Origin of the sequence: Mucilaginibacter sp. PAMC 26640 (assembly GCA_001596135.1) — a bacterium.
Lineage (GTDB): Bacteria > Bacteroidota > Bacteroidia > Sphingobacteriales > Sphingobacteriaceae > Mucilaginibacter.
Map to the genome: position 1 here is coordinate 2,001,748 of CP014773.1, position 23,989 is coordinate 2,025,736.

The window sequence follows — 23,989 nt, forward strand, 5'->3', positions numbered from 1 at the left end:
TTTGCTAATTGTGGTGATAAAACTAATAAGTGCGATCGGAGAAGGCTTAATTAAAAAGAGCACAGAAACTAAATCCCTATGCTCTCCGTGCCTTCTTTGCGGCCTCTGTGGTTAATTCTACGCCTATATAGAATCCAATAACCTTAAGAACGGCAAGCAAAACTTAAATAAAAAGAGCACAGAAACTAAATTCTCTGTGCTCTCTGTGCCTTCTTTGCGGCCTCTGTGGTTAATCTACGCCTACAAGGCTTGTTTAGATCGCATCTGATAATGAGCTGAACGTAAACTCCTTGATCCGCATAGGCGGGATCAGGGCGCTCTGGCCGCTTTCGCCGCTTACGGTACGCTCAGTTTTACCCAGCGCATCCAGGTTGTTCAGCATAATCACCGGGCTCTCGTTAAAGCGGAAATTTTTTACCGGGAATTTGATCTGTCCGTTCTCAATATAAAAAGTACCATCGCGGGTAAGGCCGGTATAAAGCAAAGTTTGCGGATCCACCGGGCGGATATACCACAGGCGGGTAACCAGTATGCCTTTTTCGGTTCCTTTGATCAGTTCTTCCAGTGTCTGGGTGCCTCCGTCCATAATAATACCGTTGGGATAGGGAACAGGCTTAACACCTTTTTTCTGGGCCCAAAAGCGGGAGTAGTTTAAATTTTTAACCACGCCTTTTTCTATCCAAGTGATTTTTTGCTGCGGCTGTCCGTCGCCGCTCCAGCTGCTGGTAGGCAGCTCAGGGTTGGCCGGGTCGGAGTAGATATTGATGCGCTCATCAACCAGTTTTTCGCCCAGCTTGGTTTTGCCGCCGGGTTTGCTCAAAAAGCTGCGGCCTTCATCGGCACTGCGGGCATCCAGGCTGCCGTACAGTTGCTCCAGCAACACAATACCTGCGGCAGGTTCTAATATTACGGTGTATTTTCCAGGTTCCAATGCTTTGGCATTTGCAGAACCACTTGCTTTTTTGGCAGCTATTTTGGTAAAGGCCAGGGTATCCAGCTTGGTTACGTCATTGTAATCCTTCGTAGCATACCCCGATCCCTGGCTATCTGCGGTACGTAGCGTTACCGAAAAACTGATGTCTGTAGCGGTATTGTACGCGAACAAACCTTTTGAATTCATCATGGCCGAAAACCCGGTGCTGTTTTGCAGGAAGCCTGCGGCAGTTAGTTTGTTTTCTTTAGCTACATCTAAACTTTGGGCTACCATGGTAGTGCGTTGCGCCGGTGTAACAGCTGCAGTTTCGGGTACAAAGGTTTTGGAGGCGGGTGCATAAGTTTGCGGCCCCAAAAATGGCATGTATTCGGGGTTCTCCGGGGCCAATTGCGCCAGTTCTTCCGAGCGTTTTACGGCGCTTTTTATGGCATCATCAGTATATTCGTTCAAGGTAACAATGCCTAATTTTTTGCCAAAGGCAGATGATATGGCCATGCTGCTTGAGCTTAAGGCCCCGGCTGTAGATACCGAATTGCGGGCGTAACGGATGTTTGCCGAATCGGAACCATTAATGCTTACTTCACACTCATCGGCTTTGGAATAGCTGAGCGCCTTTTTTAAGATCGCCTTGCATTCATCTTCAGTTAAAATAGCCATATGTTATATTTTTCTTGCTGTGTTAATTACGTTAACCCCTTTAAACAGGGCAGTTGATGAACCATGAGATACGGCGCTGGATTGCATTGGCTGGCCTTTACCGTCAAAGAACGATCCGCCTAAACGGTAATCGCTCTGATCGCAAACGGCGGCGCAGCTGTTCCAGAATTCCTGGGTATTGGCCTGGTAGGCCACATCGTTTAGCATGCCTACTATTTTGCCATTCTTGATCTCGTAATAAAGCTGACCGCTAAACTGAAAGTTATAACGCTGCTGGTCAATCGAAAACGAGCTGTCGCCAACAATATATATACCTTTCTCTACGCCTTTAATCATCTGCTCCACACTCAGTGGGGTTTTACCCGGTTGCAGCGAAATGTTCGGCATACGCTGGAACTGCACATCCTGCCAGCTTTGCGAATAGCAGCAGCCCTGTGATTCTTTAAGGCCAATGATATGTGCCTGGTCGCGGATGGTCTGGTAATTTACCAGGATGCCGTCTTTAATAATATCCCATTGCTTGGTACCAACGCCTTCATCGTCGTAACCTACTGCGCCAAGGGATCCGGGCTGCAATTTATCGGCTACAATATTTACATTTTTGCTGCCGAAGTTGAATTTTTTGGATTCCCATTTATCGAGCGTAAGGAAGCTGGTACCGGCAAAGTTAGCCTCGTAACCCAATACACGGTCGAGTTCGGAAGGGTGGCCCACCGATTCGTGAATAGTTAACCACAAGTGACTAGGATCCAGCACCAGATCATACTTGCCCGGCTCTACCGATTTGGCCTTTAGTTTTTGTGCCGCCTGCAAAGCCGCCGCCGCTGCATCCTCGTGCATATCGTAGCGGTCGCGGTACAGGGTGGTAACCCCGTGGATCTTGTCGCTTTCTCGTGGCATCAGGTATTCGTAGCCCATACCGCGTGGTGCGCTTAGTGATTGGCGGGTTTCAAATTTGCCGGTCTTCTCATCTATTTTAGTAACGCCGAAAGTCGGCCATACGCGGTGGATGTCCTGGTCTATATAACTGCCGTCTGTAGAAGCAAAGTATTTCTGTTCGTTCACAAAAAACAGCACCGAATTAACGTAGTTGGCGCCGTTTTTAAATGCGGCGTCGTTTACGGAAAGGAGCAGGTCGGTCTTTTCCTTCATCGGCACCTCGAAAGCATTTTTCTCGATAGGTGATTTCCAGCTTACCTCGCCATAGCCTTTTTGCGGCGCTAACTGCACCGGGTCGCTTTGGATGCGGGCGTTTTCTTTTGCAATGGCAACAGCCGTTTCGGCGGTGCGGGCAATGCTGTCGGTATCCAGCTTATCGGTAGCGGCAAAGCCCCAGCAGCCATTAGCAATAACGCGGATGCCCATTCCATAAGATTCGGTATCCACAATATTCTCAATGTTTTTGTCGCGCGTAACCACAAATTGGTTGAGGTAGCGGCCAATCCGGGCATCGGTATAGGTTGCGCCTTTGGAGCGTGCTGCATTAAGGGCAACATCGGCCATGCGTTTTTTTACGGCTACATCTACACCACGTAATGCGGTGCCTGGCATAACAGGACTGCCCATGGCGGTCATCCTGCTGAGCATGGAGGCACTGATGCCCATGCCGGTTAGGTAGAGGAAATCTTTTCTTTTCAAAGCGGTGCTATTATTTGCCTAATATAATGATAGTCGATGTGTTTTTTATGAGAAAAGCAGTTATTTATAGAAATTATTGCCAATTGCATAGGTCTGCTTCATAGGCAACATCGGCTATCACTGCAACCAATGGTTGTAGTCTTTCAGCACCATTTCGCAGCTTTAAAACTCTAAATTTCTCTACCGGGTCTTTACCACATATGTTTTGGCCAGTCCATCGTGCCATCCCTGGCGTTGATCATCCCAAAAAATACAAAGAAAGCCTATACCAAGGATCATTGTCGATAACACTTTACCTAAATTACGGGATAAGGCTTTGCCGAAGTTGATTCGCCGGCCGTTTTCATCTACAACAGCAAGACCGCATATTTTTTTACCGAAACCACCCCGTATCCGTGTCGCTTCGAGTACCGAATGGTAAAGAATCATGAGTGAAATTCCGAATAAATTATACAAGCTATCGTCACTGTCTTCAGTTTCTGTATAATAAGTGTGACCAAGTAAGGCAGCAATCGAAAAGAAAATCGCCGCCAGAATAATGCCCGTTACAAGAATGAAAATATAATCAAGCGCATACGCTAACAATCGCCACCAAAAATTAGCCAGGACGGCCCGATTAGGAATAAAAATGCCGAGCTTTTTAAAATAGACGTTAAACTCCGGCAAATCGCCTGCTTCCTGCCAATCGTTGGCAAGCGGGGAGAGTACCATAGTGTGCACCTCTACACCCTGGTCCATTAATTCATAAAGCGTGAAAGGCCCGGTTTCTTCCCCGTTTTGGAGAATCAAATAACTGTTGATCATTCTAACGGAAAGATAGTTATAAATCTAATCCGTCGTTTACTAATCCTGTTTAATTACATAAGTTTTAGCCAGCATATCCTGCCAGGCCTGGCGGCGGTCGTTCCACAGGATATTTAAGAAACCAATGCCGAATGCCGCGAAAGATACCCATTTGGCAAAATTCCTGATCAATGCCCGCCCAACGCTCAGCCGGCGGCCATCAGCATCAACAACTGCCAATTTACAGAGCTTTTTACCGATGCTGCCGCGCATAGGCGTACTTTCGCAAAGGGTATGGTAAAGTGAATAAATAATGAAGTAGAAGAAGGTAAACTGCATTAATACCATCACATCTGCATCGCTAGGCGCTGCCTTTTGGGTAACGGCCTGTATACGCAAAATATACCCTGATGCTATTACGCCCATCAATACCGACAGGAAAACATAATCGATCAAATAAGCCAGTAACCTCCGCCCAAAACTGGCAAGGTTATCTTCGGTAGGGAAGTGGTAGCCCGCCCTTTGAAAATATTCAAAAAACTCCGGCAAGTCAGATGCGTCCTGCCAGGTGTCCGTCCCCGGCGCTAATATTTGAGCGTGGATCTCCAGATCCATTTTCATTAATTCCTGTGTAGTGTATGGCCCGGTCTTCTCGCCGTTAGCCAATAAATAGTACTCATTAAACATCAGCCGAAATATAGTAATTAAATGTGCGGATGTGCAAAGATGCGGTTTTACGAATTAGGATTGCTTGTAATTTTAACTATTCCGGCCCGGTTGATTGCGTGGGGTATTAAAGAACTGAGTTACCAGGTAGCCAACTACCTGCAAAATTTAGGAAGCCGATTGTTATCGGGACAAAACTATTGGCCTGAAGGCTACGTATGAAGTACTAGGGGCACCATATAAATTGCACTTCAAAATTATTGACAGACCACGTGCCATTTTGAAACAATTTTAACGTTATATATCTTTAGTAAACAAATACATATTTATCCGCTCTTTCACATATGCCATCAATAGCTTCAGTTTCCGGCGTTAGCCTGCCTTACAAAATAAAACAACAGGATGTAAAGGCACAGGCCAGGGCCTTATTTGTAGAACATTTCCCGCAGGTTGACCGCCTGATGCCTGCCTTCGATAACACAGAGATCGTTACCCGCAATTTTTGCAAACCCATTAGTTATTACGCCGAACCCAACACGTTTGAAGAACGTAACGACGATTATATTGCCAATGCCCTGCAATATTCCGTACAGGCAGTTGAACAGGCGGTAGCCAAAGCTGGTATAAACAAAGATGATATTACCGATATCATCTTCGTATCAACCACCGGACTAGCCACGCCCAGTATAGATGCGCTGATCATTAATAAAATGCGTTTAAACCCGCATATCAACCGGATCCCCGTTTGGGGTTTGGGTTGTGGTGGCGGCGTTTCGGGTATGGCGAAGGCTAATACCTTAGCAAAAGCTAACCCGGATGCGGTGGTGCTTTTAGTTGCCGTGGAACTTTGTTCTTTAACGCTTATTAAAAACGATTACAGTAAAAGTAATTTTATTGGCAGCAGCCTTTTTAGCGATGGTATTGTTGCCGCAATTGTAAAGGGCGATAATTACGGCAAAGGCAAGATCACCTGCATTGCAAACAGCAGTAAATTATATTATGATTCATTAGAGGTAATGGGCTGGGATTTTAAGGATACCGGTTTTAAAGTGTTATTCTCTAAAGATATCCCTACGTTCATCCACGAAAATATACGTGCTGATATTGATGCATTTTTGGCCAAGCAGGGGCTGGAGCTTAAGGATATCAAAAACTTTGTGTTTCATCCCGGCGGTAAAAAGGTATTGGATGCCTACACGGATGCACTGGCAGTACAGGGTGATTTTCTGAAAAACACCCGACAGGTAATGAATGAGAACGGCAATATGAGCAGCGCAACGGTACTTTATGTACTGGAGAAATTCATGACCGAAGGCTATGATGAAGGTTACGGATTGATGTTGGCCATGGGCCCCGGTTTTAGCAGCGAGATGGTTTTATTGGATATGAAAAAATAGGTAATTATGTATTTTATCATCTTTATTTTATTTGTGATTTTTCAGCGCTTGCTGGAGCTGGCGGTTGCCAAGCGTAACGAAGCCTGGGCACGCAGCCAGGGGGCTATTGAATATGGCCAGTCGCACTATCCGTTTATTGTGGCGTTGCACACGTTTTTTATCATCAGTATGATAGCCGAGTACTGGTTTAAACCGGGTGATTTCAGCATGATCCTGCTCATTATATTTTTACTGCTCATCTCTTTTAAGATCTGGGCGATCTCGTCTTTAGGCAAATACTGGAACACCAAGATCCTGCGCATCCCAAATTCGGCTTTTGTAAAAAAAGGGCCTTATAAGTTGTTTAAGCATCCTAACTACTTTATCGTCATCTGCGAGATCATCGTGATACCAATGGTGTTTAACCTTTATATTACCGCTATTGTATTCACGCTGTTAAATGCGGCTATGCTAATGGTGAGAATCAACGAAGAGGAACGGGTTTGGGCAAGTTGATCTTGCAGGTTGGTGAGTTACTGGGATAATTAAGGCTGGAAAGCTTTTTTTTAATTTTGTTGCGGCATAAGTAATTGGGGCTCGCGTCCATGAGCAAACCATCCATTCAGGCGTAAATTCAATATGTTCTTCTATCATATTTGGCAAAGCGCCAGCATCCATAGCTTATTAAAGTTTCCCTATGGCAGGCTAGGAATTTAAAGTGATAGACTTAAAGGAAATTAGTTTTGCGGATGGCGCTTTTGCGGGAAATAACTTTGTGATATTATCTTTGCTCCCATGCTATCCCAAAACGAAGACCAAACCTTCACCAAGATCTCTGCCGGTCAGATTAAAGGCAATCAAACTTTCGAAAATTGTAAATTTCTAAACTGTGATTTTAGTAACTCCTATTTTGACGGGGCTGTTTTCATCGACTGTGTATTTGAGGATTGCAACCTGTTACTAGTAAGTGTGGGTAACACCGGTTTACAATCAGTGGTGTTTAAACGCTGTAAACTTAGCGGTGTTAATTTCAGCAAAAGCCGCGACTTTTTATTCGAGGTGAATTTTGAAGGATGTATTTTGGATAACGCTATCTTTTTTAAAAAGAAGAATAAGAAAGCAACCTTTACCGATTGCTCCATGATGGAAACTGACCTGACTGAGGCAGACCTTACCGATGCGAAATTGATCAACTGCAACCTAAACCGGGCGTTTTTCAGCCGCACCATTTTAAAAGGTGCCGACTTGCGTTCCAGCTATAATTTTGCTATCGACCCGGAGGATAACCAAATCAAAAAAGCACGATTCTCGCTGCATGGCTTGCCGGGGTTATTGGGTAAGTATGAAATAAAGGTGGAGTAATATGCACTTGTTTCCCGTATAAGTTTTGCCTAAGTTTAGTCACCCGTTTATGAAAAAGCTGCTCACCATAATGCTTATACTGTTTTATGCCACTATTGTATGTGCGCAGCGGGATACCATTAACTATGCGGCCTTCAATAGTTTTAATAACGAAGTACTTAAAGGTCATGTATCCAAAAAGGAAGCTCAGCGGGTTATTGATGTATTTATTGGGCAAGTAACCAGGCAGTACAAGCTGAGGGCAGCTACACCTATTCAGCATCAACGATGGGTGTTCCCGCTAAAAGGGTATAATTACCGGGCAACAGGTGGCAGTAACGGCGATGGGTATAATGATAAAGGTTTTAGATATATCGACGGCAACAAGCATGGCGCGCACCCTGCCCATGATATTTTTATTATTGATAAAAATCAGGACTGCCTGGATGACCATACCCTACAGCCCGTTGATGTGCAGGCTGTTCGTGCGGGCATTGTCATCGCGTGTACCAACGAATGGGACGAAACCGGTAACATGCGGGGCGGCCGCTATGTCTGGATCTGGCATCCCGAGGGTTTCTTTTCTTACTATGCCCATAACCGCACTATATTTGTAAAACCCGGCGACTATGTACAGCAGAGCCAAAAAATAGCTGAAGTGGGCCGCACCGGCTTTAATGCTTTCAAAAAGCGCTCACCAACGCACCTGCATTTTTCCACCTTTAAATTGGTGGATAACATTCCCGTGCCCTTCAATAGTTTTGATCAATTAAAAAAAGCAGTAGATAAATGAAACGGATAATCGCCCTTGCAATTTTGTTAACTTGTGCTGCTTTTACGCCGGCAGATACCGTTTCTGCCCGTTTCAAGGCACCGTCGGGTTATCAGCGGGAAAGGGTTGCGCCGGGGAGCTTTGGCGCTTTCCTGCGAAGCCTGCCACTTAAACCAACTGGTACACCTACCAGAACTTATACCGGCGCTATTGCACGTACTAACCCTTACACCGCAGGCGTGGTAGATATGAGTATCGGCACACAAGATCTGCAGCAATGTGCAGATGCGGTGATGCGCCTGCGCGGCGAATACCTTTTTGCTAAACACGATTACAACGCCATCAGCTTTAATTTTACCAGCGGCTTTAAATGCGATTTTGTACATTATGCGGATGGTTATCGATACAGCAATAATAAATGGGTGCGCAAAGCTAAAAACGACTACAGCTACGCCTCTTTTAAACGTTACATGTCGCTGGTGTTCAGTTATGCCGGTACATTATCGCTCGAAAAAGAGTTAAAGCCGTTAACTAACAGTTCCGATCTTAAAACCGGTGATGTATTTATCCATGGTGGTTCGCCGGGGCACTGTTTCATCATTCTGGATGTTGCCGAGAATGCCTCACATCAAAAAAGATTTCTGCTGGCCCAAAGCTTTATGCCCGCCCAAAATATACAGGTTCTTCAAAATGGTTCGCCCTGGTTTAGTTTAACAGAAGCGGCGGAGATTCCATACGGGGAACTAGTGACTGCTAATTACCTCAAACGATTTTAAATTTGTCGATAATTTAATAGCTGAGCTGATTGTATAACCTGTAATAGGTAAAACTTTCTTTTTTTATAATAGCGTGATAAAAGCCTGCGGTATGGTTTGCCCTGGGATTTTCTTTTTGGGGACAGATCCGGTATTACAACCGGAGCTTTATTTGAGTTAATAGCAATTATAGTTGTTGCGTATTAAACCTTGTCTGCGTAAACCTATCTACATAAGTATATATAACAGAAACCATGAAGAAATTATTATTAGCAGCAGTCTTAGTTGCATCAACAGTTACAGCAACATTTGCGCAATCGGTAGATTTGCGCCGCAAAATAGAAGTTACAGGTATTGCCGAACAGGAAGTTACTCCTGATATCATTAACGTTTCTATCTCACTGAAAGAATATCTTGATGGCAAAAAGAAGATTACCATTTCGCAACTCGAAGGCCAGCTGGAAAAAGCTATTTCAGAAGCGGGTATTGCTAAAGAAGATTTTACCATTAACAGCTTATCATCATGGAATTACAGTACCGAGAAAAAGAAAAATCCTGATTTTTTGGCCAGCAAGCAATATGGTATCAAATTTCGCGATCTGAACAAGTTTGATCAGATCCTGAGCAAACTAGATTCTAAAGGGATCCAGAGTACCAATATTGATAGCTACGACTATTCAAAGATCAATGCTGTAAAAAATGAACTTAAGCTGAAAGCACTTTTAAATGCAAGAGATAAAGCCGCATTTTTAGTAGCCGGGCTTGGTGATAAACTGGGTAGTGCAATAAACATTACCGAAAATGATAACAGCAGTTTTCCGCAACCCCGCAATGTAATGTACATGGCCAAGACAACTATGGCAGATGCAGCCCCCGAGTCTGATATCGATTTTAAAAAGATCAAACTCAGCTTCCAGATTCAGGCAGTTTTTGAAATAAAATAAGCTTTTGCGATAATTATTAAACGGCAGTGTGGTATTTGCATCCTGCCGTTTTTTTTTAATTTTCATACTGATTTACAGTTAGATAAATATGAATTTTATAATTAAATATGTTTGATAATGTAAAACGCACATTTTATATTTGGGTCCCCAATTGGTTTGAACATGATTCGTACGCGTTCTAAAAATGTGCTTTTGGTAGCTCCCAAAGCGTTCCCACAGGAACTGCTCGCCGGTTACCATTCCTTTAGGCAGGTTACTGCTCAAGGTGATATTTTTCCGTCAATTTATAAAGCCAAACCAGATGTGATATTATTTGATTATGCACATATGGGCGCGGATTTTGAAAAGGTGTTGCGCCGCCTGCAATCAAATAGCTTCTACCGAAATATAAAAATTTGCTGCTACAAAACCAAAGAGCATACACAGGTAGATGGCCTCCTGAAAGTGCTGGGCGTGAACCACTTTTTCTATCAGGAAGATATAGAGAAAGTATCCAAAAGCAAAACGGCTCTGAATACGATCAATCGTATTGTTGATGCTTCCATTGTAAATTGGGTAGCAGGCATAGCTTAACTGTTTACTCGTTCATTTGTCCAATAGTTAAGTAGTACACTCCTAGTTACATTTTCATCTGCAATATTCTTTGTCACTCCCGACATCCGGATTTTCCGATTTTCAGTCTTTCTAACTTTGGGTCTTCCTGTCTTCCGGACTTTCCGTATTTCGTACTTCGGACTTCCCGTCTTCCCGACTTTCGGACTTTCCGTCTTCCCCCTCTTTCGGATTTCCCCTCTTCCAAACTTTTACAAAAGGCTAACACATTTACCATAAAATGCTGTTAAACTTGTATGCTTTATAACCTGCCCCATGTGGCCCATTTCTTTGGCCGGGTAATGGCTGTAACAGCTTAAATCGTATCAGCATAAAATGAAAATTGGAATTGTATGTTACCCCACATTTGGCGGTAGCGGGGTTGTAGCTACAGAGTTAGGTAAGGCCCTCGCCGATAGGGGTCACCAGGTTCATTTCGTTACCTATAACCAACCCGCCAGGTTAGATCTGTTCTCAGAAAACCTTTTTTACCACGAGGTATCAGTATCTAATTACCCCTTGTTTGATTTTCCGCCTTATGAGCTGGCGCTGGCGAGCAGGCTGGTAGATGTAGTGCGGTTTGAAAAACTGGACGTATTGCACGTGCATTATGCTATTCCGCACGCTTCGGCCGCTTTTATGGCTAAGCAGATCCTGCTGACCTACGGAATTACTATCCCGGTAATTACCACCCTGCATGGTACAGATATTACGCTGGTAGGGCAGGACAGGACCTACAAACCAGTAGTAACGTTCTCTATCAATAAATCCGACGGGGTAACCGCTGTTTCGGCGCATCTGCGGGAAGATACCTACAAGTATTTTAAGATAGAAAAGGATATCAAAGTGATTCCTAATTTTATCGACCTTACCCGTTTCAGCCTGAAGGCTAAAGATCACTTCAAAAAAGCAATTGCACCAAACGGTGAAAAGGTATTAGTGCATACATCCAACTTCCGAAAGGTGAAGCGTACGGATGATGTGGTAAAGATCTTTGCAGAGGTAATTAAAAAGATCCCTGCAAAATTGCTAATGGTTGGTGATGGCCCGGAGCGGTCTACGTGCGAAAAACTGAGCCGCGATTTGGGAATAGCCGAGCATGTACGCTTTTTGGGTAAGCAGGATGCAATAGAAGAAATCCTCTCTGTAGCCGATTTATTCCTGATGCCCTCACAGTCGGAAAGTTTTGGTTTAGCTGCGTTGGAGGCAATGGCGTGTAAGGTCCCCGTGATCAGCACTAATGCAGGCGGTTTGCCTGAATTAAATGTAGAGGGCGTTACCGGCTTTCTGCGTAACGTAGGCGACGTAGATGCCATGGCTGATCGTGCCATTTATATCCTGGAAGATGACGAGCGCCTGGATCAATTCAAAGATGCTGCCCTTAAACGCGCAAAAGAATTCGAGCTGGCCAATATTCTTCCCGAATACGAAAATTACTATAAAGAGATTATTGAACAAAGTAAGGCCGAAGAACAAGCTCAAGGCTTGTAGTTTTGGTTGTTATTGCTATTTTTTTCAGCTGATTGCTCGATTGATTTCCGGATTATTTAATACATTCTGTATAGTAGCTTTATAGGTACTAATAACAATAACAATAAGTAACCTTTTGGCAGGATTTGTGTTATAATGCTACAAGAAATAATACATTTAATACAAATCATGAAAAAAATATTCCAAACGTCCGTAGCTATTTTGGCCCTAGCCCTTACAGTAGCTTCCTGCTCAAGCACAAAAAACACTGGTACATCAGCAACTGCCGAAACTTCGGCAAGCAGCGTATCTCGCGGTAAATTTGTAGGCACCTGGACACTGACCAACGTTAGTTATGACGGGCTGGTGGCTAACGCTGTGCAAAACGTATTCGACCAGGCAGCCCCAAGTGCTTTTATTGGCAGCACGTGGAAGTTTACCAACAGCGGTAACGGCATTTACACCTTAAGTAACGGTACATCACAAACTATTTTCTGGTCAACGTTCAATGGTGGCACCACAGGTACACAGTTACAGTTTAAGAAATTGTATGAAGGCGACAAAGCCAAAAATGTACAGGAAGGTTACCGCTTAAACGTAGGCAATGTAAGCAGTTCAGGAATGACTCTGACGTCGCCGGTAGCAGTAGGCAGCGGAACAGGCTATGTGGTTTATACATTTGTTAAAGCCAATTAAGAGAGCCATCGCTTGTTATGCCACATTAGTAGCAAAGCCTATAAAACAGCGAAGCCCGTTTCTTAAAGAACGGGCTTCGCTGTTTCTATTAGATTTTTTAATTTTTACTGATCTCTATAAGCTCTGAGGGCTTTACATCGCAGGGGTGAACTTAAGGCAAACCGGGTTGCCGATATCTATTTTTGATACCACATTCATCATTTTGCCGGTATTTTTATCCAGCCGATAAACGTAAACAATATCACTGCGCTGGTTAGCTACTAACAGGAAACTACCGGTTGGGTCAATAACAAAATTGCGCGGGCCCTTGCCATTGGTGGTTTTACGGTCTATAAATGTCAGCATACCATTTTCCGAGTTAACCGAGAATACAGAGATATCGTTAGCATCACCACGGTTGGAAGCATATAAAAATCTGCCATCTGGCGATATGTGAATATCTGCAGCGCCGGTGGTGCCGGTGAAGCCATCAGGCAATAGGGTAACCGTCTGCTTCTGTTTTAGCTTGCCATTATCATAGTCGAAGGCGATAACACTACTGCCCATTTCGGTAATGAGGTAAAGCGTTTTTTTATCTATGGAGAAATCTATATGGCGCGGGCCTGCACCGGGGGCCACGTTTACAAAGGCGGGACTTGCCGGAGTAAGCGGGTTTGATTTGCCTGGCTTGTAACGCGTAATATTTATTTTATCGTTACCAAGATCGGTATACAATACGTACTTTTCATCAGGAGTTAACACAGCGGTGTGTACATGTGCCTTTTCCTGGCGTTCGGCATTGGGGCCATGTCCCGGGTCGCGCATAGTCTGCACGCTGGGGGCTATCGAGCCGTCCTCGTTCAAAGGCAATACCGAAATATTACCACCGGAGTAATTAGCTACAAAAAGGTTTTTGTTAGCCTTATCTACGGAAACGTAACATGGATCGGCACCCAGTGTGGGTTGTTTATTAATAAAATTTAACAGGCCCGTCTTCGGCTCGAACGAAAAAGCGCTCACCGCACCCTCCGAACCTTCGTTAACGGCATACACATGCTTATTATCGCTGGATACACAAAGATAAGAGGGGTTGCTTACATTATCTGCCTGGCTAAGGTATGCTAATCGACCGCTTTCGGCATAAAACCGGTATACGGAGATACCTTTGCTGCTTCCGCTGGTGTAGGTGCCTACCACCAGGTCGTAAGTTTTGGGGAGTGGTTTTTGTTTTTGCGCAAGTGTTGCCATGGGCAAAAGTAACGCAGCAATTAACCAGATGTTTTTCATTTATTAAAGATTGATTAGGAGCGCAAGTTAATAAAAACAGCAAAAAATAGACGGACTTAGGATGTAATAGTTTAACGCTACATTATAAGAGCAAGCAGGTTAAAGTTACCCGATGTTAACACGGCGCAACACTACAGAGAACCGCAAGGCATATATGAGGTTTAATTTTGCTCAGCCGGGCTGTTTCATTTTATAAATCGATATACTTTGTGGGGCAATAATTTAACATGCATTCGCCAACGTATCTTCAACTGTATTAAACAAAAAAGGCCCCAAATAATGGAGCCTCTTCAATGTTTTTATTGGGTATTACGTTAACTTGATCAAATGCTTTAATTGGATCACTTCCTTTTCGTCGAGGAATCTCCAGCGGCCGCGCGGAAGATCTTTTTTAGTAAGATTAGCATAAATCGACCTGTCCAGTTTTACTACGTCATAGCCAAGGCTTTCGAAGATCCTGCGCACAATACGATTTTTACCGCTGTGAATCTGGATACCTACTTCTTTCTTGGTACCGCCGGTTACGTATGAAATGCTGTCTGGCTTGATAAGTCCGTCTTCCAGTTCCAAACCAAAAGCTATTTTGTTAAGGTCACCCTGGGTTAGGGCTTTGTTCAGCTCAACATTATAAAGCTTGGTTACGCTGTTACGCGGGTGCGAAAGCTTATCGGCAAGGTCGCCGTCATTAGTCATGAGTAAGAGCCCGGTTGTGTTACGGTCTAGGCGGCCAACAGGGTATATACGTTCGCGGCTTGCTTTTTCTACCAGGTGCATTACCGTGCGGCGTTCCTGCGGATCGTCTGTTGTGGTAATATAATCTTTCGGTTTGTTCAGTAATACGTAAACCATTTTCTCCCGTTTAAGGGCCTCGCCGTTGTAGCGTACCAGGTCCTTCATCGGGTCAATCTTATGGCCCAGTTCATTAATCACCTCACCATTTACCGATACCACACCTGCGGCAATTAGCTCATCTGCCTTGCGGCGGCTGCAAATACCGGCATTGGCAATGTAACGGTTCAGGCGCATCAGCCCGTCGTCTTTGGCTTTCGGTGCTGCCGGGTTTTTGCGGCTGCGCATGGTGCGGGTAGGGCCTTCGCTTTGCGGGCGGGCTTCTTCATCGCGCTTTTTAAAGCCTGAGGTGGTGTTGGCAAAATCTTTTTTACCGGTAGCCGTTTTAGGCGTTCGGTTGTAAGGTTTACGCTCGCCGCTGGTATCGCCAAAGGCGCGCTTCGGCTTTTCGCCGTCGGTGCCGGTGCCGGTTGTGCGGCTGCCGTAGGGCTTATCTTTAGTAAAAGTTTTTTTGTTTGGGAAGGATGATGGTCCTAAACCGCGTTTTGGGCGGTCTTCACTGTCGCCGGTTGGGCGGCCGCTATAAGGGCGGTCTTTAGGCGTAAATGATTTTTTATCACCGAAAGATGATTCGCCGCCGAAGCTGCGTTTCGGCCTGTCGCTGTCACCATCGGTGGGGCGGCCGCTATAAGGCCTGCCTTTTGGCGCAAATGCTTTTTTATCGCCACCGGCAAAAGATGAGCCACCACTGGTACCCCTGCGTGGTTTTTCACCGTCAGATGCTGCACGGTCGCTGTAAGGTTTTTCGTTTGTTGATGATCTCTTATCGGTAGAGTAGTGGTTTTTACTCTCGGCTCCGCGGCTGCCGTAGGGCTTGCCTGCTGATGCGGATGATGATCTTTTTGATGCACCTTCGCCGCTTTTTGAGCCGCCTGATGATCTGTTTGGCCTGTCGTCGCGACTGCCCTGTGGTCGTTTAAATACCATAATTTTTTGTGTTTGCGCTTTCGCAGCGTGAGGGTCAAAAGTACGATAATTTGCCCACTATTTATCAAAAAAATCAACTTTTTAACAAGGGCCAAAAACTGCGTTTAAACCACTTTAAACACCGATTTTAGACTGGTCGTGATAGCGGTCAGTACACTAACCCCGTACTAAGTATTTGATAATGTGATTCGTATAGCGTACCTTTGCGCCACATTAATCCAAATGTTTAATTAATGAGTAAAATTGAAATGCTAAAAAAACACTTAATTACGTGCTCCGTAATCGTGGTGCTGGTTATCATTTCCAGACTAAACATTTTCAGTACAAACCCTGTATTTACTAAAACAATCGTCCCTGCAGACAGCAGTTCTATCCCTTCACTTTTGGTATTTACCAAGCCTGTTGCAGCGGCTAAGGAGAACTATAATTTTGCCAACGAGGCATTACCTTTGCACGATAAAAGGGTAGATTTTAAACTTAAAAAATCGATTACAAAAAACAGGTTTCGCAACATTCAGTCGAATGTTTTACATGCCAAGGCCGACAGGCTTTTCCCTATCATCGAACCCATCCTGAGAGCTTACGGTATCCCCGAAGACTTTAAGTTTGTTCCCCTGGTAGAGAGCGGCCTGCGCGAAGGTACTTCTCCAAAAGGCGCAAGAGGCATCTGGCAGTTTATGCCGGGTACCGCCCGTACTTATGGTTTGAGGGTAAGAGGCGCAACAGATGAACGCTTAAACGTGCGTAAATCAACCATTGCCGCCTGCAAGTACATTAAAGAACTGTACGCCGAGTTCAATAGCTGGACTTTGGCCGCAGCAGCCTACAACAACGGCAGCATTAAGCTGGAGCGCGCAATCAACAAGCAAAATGAGGATAACTATTTCCGCATGGTGCTCAACCGCGAAACCGGCAGCTACGTTTACAAGCTTGTTGCTATGAAGGAGATCATCAACAAGCCTGAAAAATATGGTTACCATAACTTCTTCAGTTATCAGCAAAAACCATCGCCGCTTTTAGTGGCCTACAATTAGTAATTCTTTAAAAAATTACGGAGCACATTTAAAGCCGTTTCGCCTGTTTGGCGGAGCGGCTTTTTTTTATATTTCAAATCTTGATTGTTAATTCAAATGAAATAAAATTTCATTTGAAGATTTTATAACAAACATAATTAGAATAAAAGTAGTTGTAACACCACACCAAACTACTAAAAATGAAAAAGTACTTATTGAAACCCATCGTATTTTGCGCATTGCTACTTAGCGCCACCCAGTTCCCGGCCTGTAAAATTAAGCCCAAAGAGGTTACAACTACAGATTCTGTAATTACCGATACTGCAGCTAAAACTGCCGCCCCGGTAACCATAGCTGCTGATGATGAATTGACTAAAAATACGAAAGATGCCATCAAAGATTTTCCTGGTGTAACTGCGGATGTTAATGACGGCGAGATTACGCTCACCGGCAACATTACCCGCGATAGATTGCAAAAACTGATGATGTCTTTAAACGCACTGCATCCCAAAAAAGTAAATAATAACCTAACTATTACCAAATAAGCCATGGCATTACAAGAAAAATATGCTGAACTAATCAGCGCAGCAAAAGCTGGAGGCGTAAGCAATTTACAGGTTCGCGAGCAGGATAATGTTTTATACATAGACGGTAGCGCTGCGAGCGGCGAACTGAAAGATTCCCTTTGGGACGTTTACAACAAAATAGATCCCGATTACCGGGCGGGCGATTTGGTACTTAATATTGATGCTTCTGCTGCGGCAGGTACAAAAGCCAAAGTTACTACCGAATCATCTAACCTCAATATACGTAAAGGCCCCGGTACCGATCAGCCGGTTGTTGGCAAAGCCGCACATAACGAGGTAATTACCGTGGTGAGCCGCGCAAACGAGCTGTGGTCATTAGTACGCACCGATGCCGGTGAAGAAGGCTATGCATACAGCCAGTATTTAAGTCAGCAATAATATTTACCTATAAAAAGCAATAACATGTTTGATGAAATTTTAAAGATGGTTAAAGACCATATAGGCGGTAATAGTGAGGTAGCATCGGCTATCCCGGCAGGGCAGGAAAATGAGGTGCACAATGAAATTGCATCACAAATTGATAGCGGCATAAAAACCCAGGCGCAGGAGCAGGGCGGTATCGGCGGCCTGTTAGGTTCGCTTAGTAGTGCAGTAAGTTCCGGCAGCCCGGTAACCAATGCTATACAAGGAGGCCTGGTAGGTAGCCTGGGCGCCAAATTTGGCTTATCGCCTGCTGTTACCGGTGCAATAGCGGCGGCACTACCCGGCCTGCTGCAACAATTTGCCCATAAGGCTAATGACCCAAACGATCATAGCATCACGCCAGATAGCATCCAGAATTCGGTTAGCGGCGGTTTGGGCGGCCTTGTTGGCGGCTTGTTTAAATAAGGATATATCCATTACCCGTTAAAAAGGCCCGCCAAGGGCCTTTTTTAATGCACCTAAAATTGGTTGCCAAACCCTGGTGCCTTTTTAAGATTACAAAAAGATAGGATGGGTTTTAGGTGCGGCGGTTTTATTTCATACCTTCCCCTAAATAAACCGCACGAATGATCGATAAAACCATACAGTTCCTCACCAACCAATTAAACCAGCACCTTAAAAACCTATACACCGTTCATGATGACCTGGCCGTTGCTTCCCCTATGCTTGCTCCGGGTGGGCAGCCTGCCCCCGGCATTCAAAACAAAGTAGTTTTAACCCTCATCAACATCAAACAGGATGCCTTACTGAAAAACGAGCCGGTTTACAAAATCAATAACACCTCGCCCATTGTGGGCAACGCCCCGCTGCATATCAGCTTAACCCTGCTGTTTGCTGCTAATTTTGATAATTATGCCGAAGCTTTGAAATTCATCTCGGCCACCATGAAATTTTTCCAGGGCAAATCAGTTTTCAACCAAAGCAACTCGCCCGAGATGGATAGCTCGGTAGATTCGCTGATCCTCGATCTGGAGAACACCTCCATCCAGGATCTTAAATCCATCTGGGGAATGCATGGAGATTACTACCTGCCATCGGTGATCTATAAACTAAGAATGCTCACCGCATAACGCCCGCAAAGGCAAAATGGCTTTTAATATCAAACTCGTTATCGCCAACAACGAAGCCTTATACACCATTGTCGCCCTGAGGAACAAAGGATACGTTGAACGCCATGCCTGTGGGCTTGCAATATCCATCATTGTCATCCTGAGGACGAAGGATCTGTTGAACGCCATGCCTGTCGGCTTGCAACATCCACCATTGTCATCCTGAGGAACCAAGGTTACGTTGAACGCCATGCACATCGGCTTGCAAAGTTTGTTAATAGATCCTTCGTTCCTCAGGATGGCAAGTACTGATTCGCCGTTGTTGGTGTTTTCACCAACAACCTTCAGGACGGTGAACGAGGGCAAAGTTTGCTCCACCATTGTCATCCTGAGGAACGATGGATCTGTTGAACGCCATGCCCGTTGCTTGCAATATCCACCATTGTCATCCTGAGGAACGAAGGATCTGTTGAACGCCATGCACATCGGCTTGCAAAGTTTGTTAATAGATCCTTCGTTCCTCAGGATGACAAGTTCTGATTCGCCGTTGTTGGTGTTTTCACCAACAACCTTCAGGACGGTAAACGAGGGCAAAGTTAGCTCGCCCATTGTCATCCTGAGGAACGAAGGCTCTGTTGAACGCCATGCCCGTTGGCTTGCAATATCCATCATTGTCATCCTGAGGAACGAAGGATACGTTAAACGCCATGCACATCGGCTTGCAATATCCATAATTGTCATCCTGAGGAAGGAAGGATCTGTTGAACGCCATGCCTCTCGGCTTGCAACATCCACCATTGTCATCCTGAGGAACGAAGGATCTGTTGAACGCCATGCCCGTTGGCTTGCAAAGTTTGTTAATAGATCCTTCGTTCCTCAGGATGACAAGTTCTGATTCGCCGTTGTTGGTGTTTTCACCAACAACCTTCAGGACGGTAAACGAGGGCAAAGTTTGCTCCACCATTGTCATCCTGAGGAACGAAGGATCTGTTGAACGCCATGCCTGTCGGCTTGCAAAGTTTGTTAATAGATCCTTCGTTCCTCAGGATGACAAGTTAATGATGCCATACGGGATGCCCATGCCTGTCCGCAAAACCCCGCTTCCAAAAACGGACGGACAGCACTTACCTAAACCCGATAGGCGCGGAAAGCCCCGACGAAGGAGGGCTTGCAGCAGATAGCGGGGCTACGGGCACCTAAGGGCTACTGCAACTGCTTTTCAAAATGCGGACACCACCCGGCCCGGTACCGAAATTTTACATTAAACGGTAGTTGCTGCCTGTGGCTAACTCTTTAAAACACCGCTGTTTTTACCTATATTTGCGAACTTTTTTAGTATTTACGCGACTGGGTGAAACCATGCCGTGCTTAACCTGTTTTCTACAGCATATATGAGCGAAAAAACAATAGACCTTGGCGAGCAAAGTGAAGTTGAAGTGTATGGTGCCCGGGTACATAATTTAAAAAATATTGATGTTACTTTTCCGCGTAATAAACTGGTTGTTATAACCGGTTTAAGTGGCAGCGGGAAATCGTCGTTGGCCTTTGATACCATTTATGCCGAGGGGCAGCGCCGTTATATGGAAACGTTTTCGGCTTACTCGCGCCAGTTTATGGGCGGTATGGAGCGGCCGGATGTAGATAAGGTGAGTGGCCTTAGCCCGGTGATTGCCATTGAGCAAAAAACTACCAGCAAAAACCCGCGCAGTACGGTAGGTACCATTACCGAGATCTACGATTTTATGCGCTTACTTTTTGCCCGTGCAGGTGATGCTTACAGCTACACCACCGGCGAAAAAATGGAGCGCATGAGCGAGGACCAGATCCTGCGTACCATTATGGAAAAGTTTGACGGGCAGCCGGTGAATATTATGGCCCCTGTTGTAAAAGCCCGTAAAGGCCACTACCGAGAACTTTTTGAGCAGATTCGTAAGCAGGGCTACCTGAAGGTTTACATTGATGGCGCTATTGCCGATGTGGAACCTAAAATGCAGGTAGACCGTTACAAGATTCATGATATTGATATTATTGTTGACCGCCTGGTGGTAAGCGAAGCTGATAGCAAGCGTTTGTACACCTCGGTGCAGTCGGCCCTGAAGATTGCCAAAGGCATTATCCGTATAGCAGATAAGGACAATAACGTAGCCTATTTCAGCAAGTATTTGATGGACCCGGTTTCGGGCATCTCTTACGATGAACCGCAGCCAAATACCTTCTCTTTCAACTCGCCGTATGGCGCCTGCGAAAAGTGTAACGGTTTGGGTTATATCTTCGAGGTGGATGAAGCATCGGTGATCCCTAACCCGAAGCTGAGCATTAATAATGGCGGTTTGGCGCCGATAGGGGAGTACCGCGAAACGTGGATCTTCCAGGTGCTGAAATCGCTGGCCAAGAAATACGAGTTCTCGCTGACTACCCCGATAGAGAAACTTACCCGCGAACAGCTGGATATTATACTGAACGGTACGCCCGATACGATCAGCGTTGCCGTGGAATACAACAAGTGGAATGTACAGAACTACCAGATCACGTTCGATGGGATCATCCGGATGCTGGAAGAACAGCAGGAGCGCCGCAACGACGAGGGGATGGACGATATGGAGAATTATCGTGTACTGCGTACCTGCCCGGTTTGCGATGGCGCAAGGCTGAAGAAGGAGTCGCTGCACTTTAAGGTAGATGCCAAAAACATCTTTGAACTGGCTACCATGGATATTACCACGCTAAGCAAGTGGTACGAGGGGCTGGAAGACCGGTTAACCGATCGCCAGAATGTAATAGCGAAGGAGATTTTGAAAGAGATCCGTGCGCGTATTGGCTTTTTGCTGGATGTGGGGCTGAGCTATTTAACGCTGGATCGTACGGCGAAGACCTTATCCGGCGGTGAGGCGCAGCGCATCCGTTTAGCTACGCAGATAGGTTCGCAGCTGATGAACGTGATGTATATCCTGGATGAGCCGAGCATAGGACTGCATCAGCGGGATAACGAACGCCTGATTAACGCGCTTAAAAACCTGCGCGATTTGGGCAATACCGTGTTGGTGGTGGAGCACGATAAGGATATGATACTGGAAGCCGACCATGTAATAGATATGGGCCCGGCAGCAGGTGTACACGGCGGCGAAATTGTGGCCCAGGGCACGCCAGCCGAGCTGATGGCCTGCCATACGCTAACCACATCTTACATTAACGGCGAGCGCGGGATAGAGATCCCTAAGAAACGCCGCGAAGGCAACGGTAAAACGCTGAGCCTTAAAAAAGCTACCGGCCACAACCTGAGGAAGGTTTCGGTAGATTTTCCGTTAGGGAAACTGATAGGTGTTACCGGGGTATCTGGCAGTGGTAAATCCAGCCTGATCACCGAGACCTTGTACCCAATATTGAACCACCATTTTTTCCGTGCCAAAAAGCACCCGCTCCCTTATGATAAAATTGAGGGACTGGAGAATATAGATAAGGTTATTGAGATAGACCAGACACCTATCGGCCGTACGCCGCGGAGCAACCCGGCTACCTACACGGGTGTGTTCTCGGATATCCGGAACCTGTTTGTGGCCCTGCCCGAATCAAGGATCAGGGGGTATAAACCCGGTCGTTTTTCTTTCAACGTAAAAGGTGGCCGTTGCGAAACCTGCCAGGGAGCAGGCCAGAAGGTAATAGAAATGAACTTTTTGCCGGATGTGCAGGTGCCCTGCGAAGAATGCGGCGGTAGGCGGTACAACCGCGAAACGTTGGAAGTACGTTACCGTGGTAAATCCATCAGCGATGTGCTGGATATGAGTATAGAGGATGCTACGCCATTTTTTGAGCATATCCCGGCTATTTACCGTAAGGTAAAAACCTTGTTTGATGTTGGTTTGGGTTATATCACCCTGGGGCAATCGTCTACAACCCTATCGGGCGGTGAAGCGCAACGGGTTAAGCTGGCTACCGAGCTGTCTAAAAAGGATACGGGTAATACCTTTTATATACTGGATGAACCTACTACCGGCTTGCATTTTGAGGATATCAACGTGTTGCTGGGTGTATTGTACCAATTGGTTGATAAGGGCAACACCGTGCTGGTGATAGAGCACAATTTGGATGTGATAAAGGTAGTTGATCATGTGATTGATCTTGGTCCGGAAGGTGGATCGGGCGGAGGTAAGATCCTGTATAGTGGCACACCAGAAGGTTTGTGTAAGGTAAAAGACAGCTTTACCGGCCAGTTTTTGAAAAAGGAAATGGGGATAAAGTAAAGCGGCTGAGTTTGTCCGCTAATTTTCCATAGCGGAGTTGCTGGCGGACGGACGGACAGATATGCTGAATAGTTTGCATGGTTTAGAAAAAACCCGATATTGCTTTGATATGAGCCTTGCCGATAAATTACAGGAGATAGATCGCTTAAACGGTTCCATTGCGACGCATGGAGTTATCCCTGTGGCTTTGCTGAACAAAATTAACTACAAATTGCGGTTGGAATGGAATTACACTTCTAATAGTATGGAGGGTAATAGTCTTACTAAACGTGAAACGCGTACGGTAATGGTAGGGGTAATCAGCGTTAACGATAAACCGCTAAAAGATATCCTGGAGATTAAAAACCATGATGATGTGATCAGCACCATTATGCGTATGGGGAAAGGCGAGCTAAATGTATCTGAAAGCCGCATCCGCGAAATTCATAAAGGTATAATGTATGAAGACGATCCCAAAAAGCGGGAGTACATAGGCCAATGGAAAACAGTCGATAACTATCTTTATAACGCCCACGGTGAACGGTACGACTTTGTACCTCATGCAGAAGTTGCAGCGCGAATACATCAGTTGGTTAATTGGTGTAATGCTGAAAAGGAAAAGACTGAGCGAAAGCTAAAAGATGCCATTCATCCTGTTGAACTGGCCCTGAAATTTCATCTTGACTATGTTAATATCCACCCCTTTTATGATGGTAACGGGCGTACCGGAAGAATTTTATCTAACCTGATACTAATTTCATACGGTTATCCTCCATTTTATATACAAGAGAACGAGCGCAATACCTATTACCAATATCTAACGGATATCCAAAGCTACGGCGGGGAGCCGGATCTTTTTTACGAGTTTATGGCTGGTTTAGTTGAAAGGTCATTGCAAATTACGCTGGACGTAATTGAGGGGAAACAACTGGAGGAATAGCAAAACTTCTTGCAGGTGCAATGCGATAAGAATTATTGAGTAGAACAGTCCTTAGTATAATACTCCTTTCTTCGCCAAACAATTTCCTAAAATCC

The 23,989-nt window shown here is 45.3% G+C and carries 24 protein-coding genes; 16 read left to right on the top strand and 8 right to left on the bottom strand.

What is annotated here, in order from left to right:
* Positions 1 to 253: 253 nt before the first annotated feature.
* The 4 genes from A0256_08575 to A0256_08590 all read right to left on the bottom strand — a co-directional run bounded on the left by A0256_08575 (position 254) and on the right by A0256_08590 (position 4,699).
* Positions 254 to 1,591 carry a peptidase C69 gene (locus A0256_08575; protein ID AMR31475.1) on the bottom strand — a complete coding sequence of 446 codons (1,338 nt, stop codon included), beginning with the start codon at positions 1,589 to 1,591 and terminating at the stop codon, positions 254 to 256.
* Positions 1,592 to 1,594: 3 nt separating this feature from the next.
* Positions 1,595 to 3,229, bottom strand: coding sequence for a TldD protein (locus tag A0256_08580; protein ID AMR31476.1), 1,635 nt, complete (start codon positions 3,227 to 3,229; stop codon positions 1,595 to 1,597).
* Between the two features lie 180 nt (positions 3,230 to 3,409).
* Entirely contained in the window at positions 3,410 to 4,033 is a 624-nt protein-coding gene (locus tag A0256_08585) for a hypothetical protein (protein AMR31477.1), read from the bottom strand.
* Positions 4,034 to 4,072: 39 nt separating this feature from the next.
* Complete coding sequence (locus A0256_08590) at positions 4,073 to 4,699, bottom strand: hypothetical protein (GenBank protein AMR31478.1); 627 nt, start codon at positions 4,697 to 4,699, stop codon at positions 4,073 to 4,075.
* A gap of 323 nt (positions 4,700 to 5,022) precedes the next feature.
* Here A0256_08590 and A0256_08595 point away from each other — a divergent pair, with 323 nt between their 5' ends.
* The 9 genes from A0256_08595 (at position 5,023) to A0256_08635 (ending at position 12,623) form a co-directional block, all read left to right on the top strand.
* Positions 5,023 to 6,075 (top strand): hypothetical protein, encoded by a 1,053-nt coding sequence (locus A0256_08595; protein AMR31479.1) that lies wholly within the window; start codon positions 5,023 to 5,025, stop codon positions 6,073 to 6,075.
* 6 nt (positions 6,076 to 6,081) lie between these two features.
* Positions 6,082 to 6,570, top strand: coding sequence for a hypothetical protein (locus tag A0256_08600; protein AMR31480.1), 489 nt, complete (start codon positions 6,082 to 6,084; stop codon positions 6,568 to 6,570).
* Positions 6,571 to 6,849: 279 nt separating this feature from the next.
* Complete coding sequence (locus A0256_08605) at positions 6,850 to 7,416, top strand: hypothetical protein (GenBank protein AMR31481.1); 567 nt, start codon at positions 6,850 to 6,852, stop codon at positions 7,414 to 7,416.
* A 49-nt stretch (positions 7,417 to 7,465) separates the two neighbouring features.
* Positions 7,466 to 8,188: a hypothetical protein gene (locus A0256_08610; protein ID AMR31482.1), complete on the top strand. Its 723-nt coding sequence runs from the start codon at positions 7,466 to 7,468 to the stop codon at positions 8,186 to 8,188.
* On the top strand, positions 8,185 to 8,943 hold the full coding sequence (locus tag A0256_08615; protein AMR31483.1) for a hypothetical protein: 759 nt from the start codon (positions 8,185 to 8,187) through the stop codon (positions 8,941 to 8,943). Before A0256_08610 ends, A0256_08615 begins: the two co-directional genes overlap by 4 nt.
* 233 nt (positions 8,944 to 9,176) lie before the next feature.
* A complete protein-coding gene (locus A0256_08620; protein ID AMR31484.1) occupies positions 9,177 to 9,866 on the top strand; it encodes a hypothetical protein in 690 nt (229 codons plus the stop codon).
* A gap of 162 nt (positions 9,867 to 10,028) precedes the next feature.
* The gene (locus tag A0256_08625) at positions 10,029 to 10,439 is read left to right on the top strand and encodes a hypothetical protein (GenBank protein ID AMR31485.1); all 411 of its coding nucleotides are present in this window, start codon (positions 10,029 to 10,031) and stop codon (positions 10,437 to 10,439) included.
* Positions 10,440 to 10,793: 354 nt separating this feature from the next.
* Positions 10,794 to 11,948 (top strand): N-acetyl-alpha-D-glucosaminyl L-malate synthase BshA, encoded by a 1,155-nt coding sequence (locus A0256_08630; protein ID AMR31486.1) that lies wholly within the window; start codon positions 10,794 to 10,796, stop codon positions 11,946 to 11,948.
* Positions 11,949 to 12,116: 168 nt separating this feature from the next.
* Complete coding sequence (locus tag A0256_08635; GenBank protein ID AMR31487.1) at positions 12,117 to 12,623, top strand: hypothetical protein; 507 nt, start codon at positions 12,117 to 12,119, stop codon at positions 12,621 to 12,623.
* Positions 12,624 to 12,755: 132 nt separating this feature from the next.
* Here A0256_08635 and A0256_08640 read toward each other — a convergent pair whose 3' ends face one another.
* Complete coding sequence (locus A0256_08640) at positions 12,756 to 13,889, bottom strand: 3-carboxymuconate cyclase (GenBank protein AMR31488.1); 1,134 nt, start codon at positions 13,887 to 13,889, stop codon at positions 12,756 to 12,758.
* Positions 13,890 to 14,198: 309 nt separating this feature from the next.
* Positions 14,199 to 15,665, bottom strand: coding sequence for a hypothetical protein (locus A0256_08645; GenBank protein ID AMR31489.1), 1,467 nt, complete (start codon positions 15,663 to 15,665; stop codon positions 14,199 to 14,201).
* 248 nt (positions 15,666 to 15,913) lie between these two features.
* Between A0256_08645 and A0256_08650 the strand changes: the two genes are divergently transcribed.
* From A0256_08650 to A0256_08670, 5 genes are all read left to right on the top strand, one after another.
* Positions 15,914 to 16,699: a murein transglycosylase gene (locus A0256_08650; GenBank protein AMR34482.1), complete on the top strand. Its 786-nt coding sequence runs from the start codon at positions 15,914 to 15,916 to the stop codon at positions 16,697 to 16,699.
* Positions 16,700 to 16,878: 179 nt separating this feature from the next.
* Complete coding sequence (locus A0256_08655) at positions 16,879 to 17,223, top strand: hypothetical protein (protein ID AMR31490.1); 345 nt, start codon at positions 16,879 to 16,881, stop codon at positions 17,221 to 17,223.
* A 3-nt stretch (positions 17,224 to 17,226) separates the two neighbouring features.
* Positions 17,227 to 17,643: a peptide-binding protein gene (locus tag A0256_08660; GenBank protein ID AMR31491.1), complete on the top strand. Its 417-nt coding sequence runs from the start codon at positions 17,227 to 17,229 to the stop codon at positions 17,641 to 17,643.
* Positions 17,644 to 17,667: 24 nt separating this feature from the next.
* On the top strand, positions 17,668 to 18,093 hold the full coding sequence (locus A0256_08665) for a hypothetical protein (protein AMR31492.1): 426 nt from the start codon (positions 17,668 to 17,670) through the stop codon (positions 18,091 to 18,093).
* A 161-nt stretch (positions 18,094 to 18,254) separates the two neighbouring features.
* Positions 18,255 to 18,758, top strand: coding sequence for a hypothetical protein (locus tag A0256_08670; GenBank protein AMR31493.1), 504 nt, complete (start codon positions 18,255 to 18,257; stop codon positions 18,756 to 18,758).
* Here A0256_08670 and A0256_08675 read toward each other — a convergent pair.
* Both A0256_08675 and A0256_08680 read right to left on the bottom strand, forming a co-directional pair.
* Positions 18,738 to 19,217 (bottom strand): hypothetical protein, encoded by a 480-nt coding sequence (locus A0256_08675; protein ID AMR31494.1) that lies wholly within the window; start codon positions 19,215 to 19,217, stop codon positions 18,738 to 18,740. The two genes, A0256_08670 and A0256_08675, sit on opposite strands and share 21 nt — an antisense overlap.
* 79 nt (positions 19,218 to 19,296) lie before the next feature.
* Positions 19,297 to 19,707: a hypothetical protein gene (locus A0256_08680; GenBank protein AMR31495.1), complete on the bottom strand. Its 411-nt coding sequence runs from the start codon at positions 19,705 to 19,707 to the stop codon at positions 19,297 to 19,299.
* Between the two features lie 421 nt (positions 19,708 to 20,128).
* On the opposite strand from A0256_08680, the gene A0256_08685 reads away from it, so the two are divergent.
* Together A0256_08685 and A0256_08690 are read left to right on the top strand one after the other, a co-directional pair.
* A complete protein-coding gene (locus A0256_08685; GenBank protein ID AMR31496.1) occupies positions 20,129 to 22,975 on the top strand; it encodes an ABC-ATPase UvrA in 2,847 nt (948 codons plus the stop codon).
* A 109-nt stretch (positions 22,976 to 23,084) separates the two neighbouring features.
* Positions 23,085 to 23,894 (top strand): hypothetical protein, encoded by an 810-nt coding sequence (locus tag A0256_08690; GenBank protein ID AMR31497.1) that lies wholly within the window; start codon positions 23,085 to 23,087, stop codon positions 23,892 to 23,894.
* Positions 23,895 to 23,989: the final 95 nt, after the last annotated feature.

What these genes read in the sequence shown, in the direction of transcription:
- A0256_08575 (AMR31475.1), bottom strand. Translation starts at nt 1,591, where the DNA reads ATGGCTATTTTAACTGAAGATGAATGCAAGGCGATCTTAAAAAAGGCG.
- A0256_08585 (AMR31477.1), bottom strand. Translation starts at nt 4,033, where the DNA reads ATGATCAACAGTTATTTGATTCTCCAAAACGGGGAAGAAACCGGGCCT.
- A0256_08590 (AMR31478.1), bottom strand. Translation starts at nt 4,699, where the DNA reads ATGTTTAATGAGTACTATTTATTGGCTAACGGCGAGAAGACCGGGCCA.
- A0256_08595 (AMR31479.1), top strand. Translation starts at nt 5,023, where the DNA reads ATGCCATCAATAGCTTCAGTTTCCGGCGTTAGCCTGCCTTACAAAATA.
- A0256_08600 (AMR31480.1), top strand. Translation starts at nt 6,082, where the DNA reads ATGTATTTTATCATCTTTATTTTATTTGTGATTTTTCAGCGCTTGCTG.
- A0256_08605 (AMR31481.1), top strand. Translation starts at nt 6,850, where the DNA reads ATGCTATCCCAAAACGAAGACCAAACCTTCACCAAGATCTCTGCCGGT.
- A0256_08610 (AMR31482.1), top strand. Translation starts at nt 7,466, where the DNA reads ATGAAAAAGCTGCTCACCATAATGCTTATACTGTTTTATGCCACTATT.
- A0256_08615 (AMR31483.1), top strand. Translation starts at nt 8,185, where the DNA reads ATGAAACGGATAATCGCCCTTGCAATTTTGTTAACTTGTGCTGCTTTT.
- A0256_08620 (AMR31484.1), top strand. Translation starts at nt 9,177, where the DNA reads ATGAAGAAATTATTATTAGCAGCAGTCTTAGTTGCATCAACAGTTACA.
- A0256_08625 (AMR31485.1), top strand. Translation starts at nt 10,029, where the DNA reads ATGATTCGTACGCGTTCTAAAAATGTGCTTTTGGTAGCTCCCAAAGCG.
- A0256_08630 (AMR31486.1), top strand. Translation starts at nt 10,794, where the DNA reads ATGAAAATTGGAATTGTATGTTACCCCACATTTGGCGGTAGCGGGGTT.
- A0256_08635 (AMR31487.1), top strand. Translation starts at nt 12,117, where the DNA reads ATGAAAAAAATATTCCAAACGTCCGTAGCTATTTTGGCCCTAGCCCTT.
- A0256_08640 (AMR31488.1), bottom strand. Translation starts at nt 13,889, where the DNA reads ATGAAAAACATCTGGTTAATTGCTGCGTTACTTTTGCCCATGGCAACA.
- A0256_08645 (AMR31489.1), bottom strand. Translation starts at nt 15,665, where the DNA reads ATGGTATTTAAACGACCACAGGGCAGTCGCGACGACAGGCCAAACAGA.
- A0256_08650 (AMR34482.1), top strand. Translation starts at nt 15,914, where the DNA reads ATGCTAAAAAAACACTTAATTACGTGCTCCGTAATCGTGGTGCTGGTT.
- A0256_08655 (AMR31490.1), top strand. Translation starts at nt 16,879, where the DNA reads ATGAAAAAGTACTTATTGAAACCCATCGTATTTTGCGCATTGCTACTT.
- A0256_08660 (AMR31491.1), top strand. Translation starts at nt 17,227, where the DNA reads ATGGCATTACAAGAAAAATATGCTGAACTAATCAGCGCAGCAAAAGCT.
- A0256_08665 (AMR31492.1), top strand. Translation starts at nt 17,668, where the DNA reads ATGTTTGATGAAATTTTAAAGATGGTTAAAGACCATATAGGCGGTAAT.
- A0256_08670 (AMR31493.1), top strand. Translation starts at nt 18,255, where the DNA reads ATGATCGATAAAACCATACAGTTCCTCACCAACCAATTAAACCAGCAC.
- A0256_08675 (AMR31494.1), bottom strand. Translation starts at nt 19,217, where the DNA reads ATGGCGTTCAACAGATCCTTCGTTCCTCAGGATGACAATGGTGGATAT.
- A0256_08680 (AMR31495.1), bottom strand. Translation starts at nt 19,707, where the DNA reads ATGACAATGGTGGAGCAAACTTTGCCCTCGTTTACCGTCCTGAAGGTT.
- A0256_08685 (AMR31496.1), top strand. Translation starts at nt 20,129, where the DNA reads ATGAGCGAAAAAACAATAGACCTTGGCGAGCAAAGTGAAGTTGAAGTG.
- A0256_08690 (AMR31497.1), top strand. Translation starts at nt 23,085, where the DNA reads ATGAGCCTTGCCGATAAATTACAGGAGATAGATCGCTTAAACGGTTCC.